Consider the following 5,465-nt stretch of genomic DNA (forward strand, 5'->3'; position numbering starts at 1 on the left):
GGTGCTGAGCGCCGCCCTCACGGAGGGCGTCGCCAACGACTGGGTGAGCCTCGCGGTCGTGGACGGGTTCGGCACCTCCGACGGCATGGGCGCCGTGGGCCTCGCCGTCTTCCTCACCGCGATGACCACGGCTCGTCTCGCGGGGACCCGCGCCATCGACCGGTACGGACGGGTGCCGGTGCTGGTGATCTCGGCGGGGCTCGCGTTCGTGGGCGTGCTGACGTTCGCCCTGGTCCCCGTCCTGTGGCTCGCGCTGGTCGGGGTCGGCCTGTGGGGCCTGGGCGCCGCGATGGGCTTCCCGATGGGCATGAGCGCGGCGTCCGACGAGCCGCGCCGGGCCGCGATGCGGGTGGCCGCGGTCTCGACCATCGCGTACACCGCGTTCTTCGTGGGCCCGCCGCTGATCGGCTTCGTGGCGCACTCCACGGGCTACCGCCTCGCGGTGCTCGTGCTGCTCGTCCCGATGGTGCTTGGACTCGTCGTGGCGCGCTCCGTCCGACCCCTGCCGACCGCGGCAGGTGTGAAGAGGTAGCGGGGATCGCGGCAGCGGCTAAGCCCAGGCCAGGCCGCGGAAACCGAGCACTGAACACGTCTGCGGACACCAAAAGGTTCCAGAATTGGCAGACATCACCCACGCCATGTCGAAGATGTGCACAAATCCAACGCGTCGGGTAGATAGGCTTGCACGGTGAGCCCATACCCGGCAGACACCGTCCAGGCACAAGCGGTGGTTCCCAGCCTCGCCGACCTCACCACGCTGCGCGTTGGAGGGCCGGCAGCCTCGTACGTCGAGGCGGAGGAAGAGGCCGCAATGATCGAGGCGGTGACCGCCGCCGACGACGCCGGCGTGCCGCTGCTGGTCGTGGGCGGCGGCTCCAACCTGCTGGTGGCCGACGAGGGGTTCGGTGGGGTGGTCGTCCGTGACGTCCGCACCGGGATCACCGTCGAGTCGGACGACTCCTGCGGCGGTGCCGTGGTGACCGCACCCGCCGGCCAGAACTGGGACGAGCTGGTCGCGCGCGCCGTCGACGAAGGCTGGGTCGGCGTCGAGTCGCTGTCGGGCATCCCGGGGACGGTCGGCGCCGCCCCCGTGCAGAACATCGGCGCGTACGGCCAGGAGTTGTCGGGCGTGGTCTCCCTGGTCCGCACCTGGGACCGCGGGGAGCGCCGGGTACGCACCTTCTCCGTCGGCGAGCTGGGCTTCGGGTACCGCACGTCGCTGCTCAAGCGTTCCATGCACGGCGAGGGGCGCGAGGGCATCAAGGGCGAGGGCGACCCGCGCGCCCCCTGGTACCCCTCACCGCGCTACGTGGTGCTGAGCGTCCAGTTCCAGTTCCGGCTCGGCACGCTGTCCGCGCCGGTGGGCTATGGGGAGCTGGCCCGCCGCCTCGGCGTCGAGGTGGGGCAGCGCGCCCCGATGAAGGACGTCCGCGAGACCGTGCTGGGCCTGCGCGGCGGCAAGGGCATGCTGCTCGACAGCCCGGGCTTCGACGGGGAGCCGGACCACGACCGCTGGAACTCGGGGTCGTTCTTCACCAACCCCGTGATCCCCGTGGAGCACCTGGAGCACCTGCCCGAGGACGCCCCGCGCTACCCGGTCCGCTCCGCGACGCCGGAGACGACCACGGGCCCGAGCCTCGGCGCCATCGACCCGACGCTCGTCAAGACCAGCGCCGCCTGGCTCATCGAGCACGCGGGCTTCGCCAAGGGCTTCGGCCTGGCGGGGGAGCACAGCCCCGCACGCCTCTCGACCAAGCACACGCTCGCGATGACCAACCGCGGGGGTGCGCGCACCGAGGACGTCATCGCGCTGGCCCGCGCGGTGCGCGACGGCGTCCGCGACCGGTTCGGCGTGACCCTCGTGCCGGAGACCGTGCTGATCGGCGTCTCCCTCTAGTCCGCACGACGTGTCAGGCGCTCAGGTCACCCGGGTGACCTGAGCGCCTGACACGTTCAGTAGACGACGACGGGCGTGCCCGACGGGGCGCCCCAGGTGTCCCAGATCCAGTCCATCGCGCTGTTCGACACCCGCACGCAGCCGTGCGACGCCGGGAACGCCGGCACGGACGCCGACCCGTGGACCGCGATGCCCCCCGTGAAGAACTTGGGCCGCCACATGTCGCCGAGCTCCAGGCCCGACGCGTACATCCGGTTCTCCTCGCGGTACACCGCGAACGACCCGCGCGGCGTGTACGCCGTGTAGGTGTTGCCCTTGGCCTGGTACGTCTCCCCGTTGCCGGACGACGCGTTGATGACCTTGACGACCTTGCCGTTCTCGACGGCGAGCACGAGCTGCCGGTCGATGTCGATCTCCAGCACCTTGCCCGACGACGTCTGCGCCTTCGGCACGACGCCCTTGTCGGCCGCGGCCTGCGTGGCGTCACCGACCACCCCGTCCCGGTACAGGCCGGCTGCCTTCTGCAGCGCGAAGACCGCCTGCTGCGTCTCGCCGCCGTACGCCTTGTCCACGGAGGTCACGAAGTACCCGAGGTCCTGCAGCCGCTGCTGGAGCTTGCCCACGCGGGTGCTGCTCTCGCCGTACTCGATGTAGTCGGGCTTCTCCGGCTCGTCCTTGCCGCCCTTGTCGTCGCCCTTGTCGTCGGACTTCCCGTCGTCCTTGCCCTCGTCGGAGCCGGCGTCGTCGTTCGCGTCGTCACCCGACCCGTCGGCGTCCTCGTCGCCCTGGCCGGACCCCTCGTCCGTGCCCTCGCTCGCGCTCTTGGACGGTGTGGCGCTCGGCTCGCTCTCCTCGGACGGCTCACTTGCCGTCGGCTCCGGGCTCGGCGAGCTCTCCTGGGGCGCGGACGCGCTCGGCGAGCTCGTCGTCCGGTCCGCCTCCGCCGGCGGCTCCTGGTCGTCGCCGCAGCCGGACAGCAGGGTCGCCGCAAGCGCCACCGCGCCCAACGTGCCCACGACCCGCTTGCCCACGGCGCGGCTGACCACGCCGTGGCTGGACCTGCTGTGCACAACCCGCATCGTGACTCCTCCTCGACCGCGCCTGCTGGGGGTGGCGCGGCACAACACCCACGAGACGACGTCGTCCCCCCGCGAGTGTCCTGTATCTCTAACCGACGCGCGGCGGATCAGGATCGTTGGGACAGTCGATCGTCACCCAATCGTGACCGTTCCGCCTGCGGGGAACCGAACCGGCGCGGCGGCAGGGTCCGGGGCCAGCAACCAGGCGTCCACCTCGGCCAGCAGTCGCGCCTTGGTCGACGACGACGCCCGGCTGGCCCGGATCGACGACGCCGCCAGCCCTGCGAGCTCCGCGTCCGTGAACCCGTGCGCGTCGCGCGCGATCTGGTACTGGTCCACGAGCCGCGACCCGAACAGGAGCGGGTCGTCCGCGCCGAGCGCCACGACGGCGCCCGCGTCCACCAGGGTACGCAGTGGCACCTCGCTCGCCTCCCCGTACACCCCCAGCCCGATGTTCGAGCCCGGGTTCACCTCCAGCGCGACGCCACGGTCCACGATCTCCGCGAGCACCCGCGGGTCCTCGGCGGACCGCACACCGTGCCCGATCCTGTCCGGCACCAGCTCGCGCATGACCTCGCTGATGTGGTCCGGCCCGAGCAGCTCGCCGCCGTGCGGCACGGCTGCCAGGCCGGCCCGGCGGGCGATGTCGAACGCGGGACCGAACTGCGACGTGTCCCCGCGACGCTCGTCGTTGGACAGCCCGAAGCCCACGACCTCGCCGACGCCGTCGCCCGCGTACCGGGCGGCGAGCCGCGCCAGCGTGCGCGCGTCGAGCGGATGCTTCATGCGCGACGCCGCGATGATCACGCCCACCTCGATCCCGTGCGCGGCGCTCGCGGTCCGCGCGGCGTCGATCACGATCTCGACGGCGGGCGTGATGCCGCCGACGAACGGTGCGTAGGAGGTGGGGTCGACCTGGATCTCCAGGCGGCCCGAGCCCTCCGCGGCGTCGTCGGCCGCTGCCTCGTGGACCAGGCGGCGCATGTCGCCCTCCGACCGCACGCAGGCGCGTGCGGCGTCGTAGAGGCGCTGGAAACGGAACCAGCCGCGCTCCGTGGCGGGCAGGCGCAAGGGGTCGTTGTCGATGAGCGCATCGGGCAACCGGACGTTGTACGCGGCAGCCATGTCGACGAGGGTCGGCACCCGCATGGATCCGGTGAAGTGCAGGTGGAGGTGCGCCTTGGGAAGAAGTGCGAGGTCGCGCATCTGCGTAGTCTGACAAAGCAGCGTGCTGCTGGCAGCCGCGATCGTGATACTCCGCACTACTCACACACATCGCGCCGACCATCTTTGGTGTGCGCGCTCTCCGCTACGTATCCTGAGAAGAACATGCCGCAGATAGCCGAAATGACTGATTCGCTCGATCCGCAACGACGGACTCCGGTGAACCAGTGACTGAGAACAACACGGGTGAGGCCGACGCAGCTGACCTCCCGGTGCACGTCGTCCTCGGGGGCAGGTACGAGCTGGTCGACGTCCTCGGCACGGGCGCGACGTTCACCGTCTACGACGCGCAGCGCGTCGTGGTCCCGGAGCCCAAGCCTGCCGACGAGGACACGGCGTCCGGGGTGGCCGACGTGACGGGCGCTGCCGGCGCGCCCGGGGCGGACGACGCCGGTTCGGACGGCGAGGCCGCGGATGCCGACGAGCCGAAGGCCGACGAGGCCACGGCTGACGAGGCGGGCTCCGGCGACGGTTCCGACAGCAAGGACGGCGGGTCCGGCTCGGACGCCGAGTCCGACGTCGACGGCGAGTCGGCCGCCGAGTCCGGGTCCGAGACCGAGGTCGATCCCGACGCGACCGCGGAGATCACCGAGCCCGCGGAACCCGAGGCCGATCTCGACCAGCCGCTCGTGGTCAAGGTGCTGCACCCGCACCTGGTGGACGACCAGAACGCGCGGGCCTCCCTGCAGCGTGAGGTCGAGGCGTCGGCGCTCGTGACGCACCCGGGCGTCGTGAAGGTCCTGGACTCCGGCGAGGAGGACGTCGCGGGCGCGAGCGTGCCGTGGACGGTCATGAATCGCATGCCGGGCGTCTCCCTGTCCGACTACGCCGGGGACAGCGGCCTGCCCTGGCGGGACGCGCTCATGATCATCGACGGCCTGCTGGAGGGCCTCGCCGCGGTGCACGCGGCGGGCCTGGTGCACCGCGACATCGCCCCGCGCAACGTGATGGTCGACAAGCTGCCCGACGGCACGTTCGCCGTCGGCCTGCTGGACCTCGGGCTCACCCGGCCCGCCGGTGGTGACGGCGAGGGCGACACGGTGGCCGGATCGGTCATCGGCATGTCGCCCGAGCAGGCACGCGGCAAGCCGCTCGACGCCCGGAGCGACATCTACGCCGTCGGTGCGCTCGCGTACTACACGCTGACCGGGCACGCCCCGTTCGAGCGGGCGCAGGCCGAGGACGTCCTGCGGGCGCACGTGAACGCCCCCGTGCCCGCGGCGTCCGCGCGGCGCGCGGCCGTCCCGGCGTCGGTGGACCGCCTC

General features: G+C 72.1%; 5 protein-coding genes. 3 read left to right on the top strand and 2 right to left on the bottom strand.

The genetic code is table 11. The features are described 5' to 3' along the window. Together PROKR_RS15810 and PROKR_RS15815 are read left to right on the top strand one after the other, a co-directional pair. On the top strand, window positions 1–532 hold a 532-nt coding region (locus PROKR_RS15810; RefSeq protein WP_036964574.1), incomplete at its 5' end, for an MFS transporter. Window positions 533–688: 156 nt separating this feature from the next. Beyond that, complete coding sequence (locus PROKR_RS15815; protein ID WP_051433036.1) at window positions 689–1,897, top strand: UDP-N-acetylmuramate dehydrogenase; 1,209 nt, start codon at window positions 689–691, stop codon at window positions 1,895–1,897. A gap of 56 nt (window positions 1,898–1,953) precedes the next feature. On the opposite strand, the gene PROKR_RS15820 is transcribed toward PROKR_RS15815, so the two are convergent. Together PROKR_RS15820 and PROKR_RS15825 are read right to left on the bottom strand one after the other, a co-directional pair. Beyond that, the gene (locus tag PROKR_RS15820) at window positions 1,954–2,976 is read right to left on the bottom strand and encodes a L,D-transpeptidase family protein (RefSeq protein WP_245605845.1); all 1,023 of its coding nucleotides are present in this window, start codon (window positions 2,974–2,976) and stop codon (window positions 1,954–1,956) included. Window positions 2,977–3,108: 132 nt separating this feature from the next. Next, complete coding sequence (locus PROKR_RS15825; protein WP_051433037.1) at window positions 3,109–4,182, bottom strand: adenosine deaminase; 1,074 nt, start codon at window positions 4,180–4,182, stop codon at window positions 3,109–3,111. A gap of 185 nt (window positions 4,183–4,367) precedes the next feature. Between PROKR_RS15825 and PROKR_RS15830 the strand changes: the two genes are divergently transcribed. Then, window positions 4,368–5,465, top strand: a 1,098-nt coding sequence (locus PROKR_RS15830; RefSeq protein ID WP_036964577.1) for a serine/threonine-protein kinase, incomplete at its 3' end; no start/stop codon positions are given.

The sequence above is a fragment of the Promicromonospora kroppenstedtii DSM 19349 genome, from assembly GCF_000515355.1.
Taxonomy (GTDB): domain Bacteria; phylum Actinomycetota; class Actinomycetes; order Actinomycetales; family Cellulomonadaceae; genus Promicromonospora; species Promicromonospora kroppenstedtii.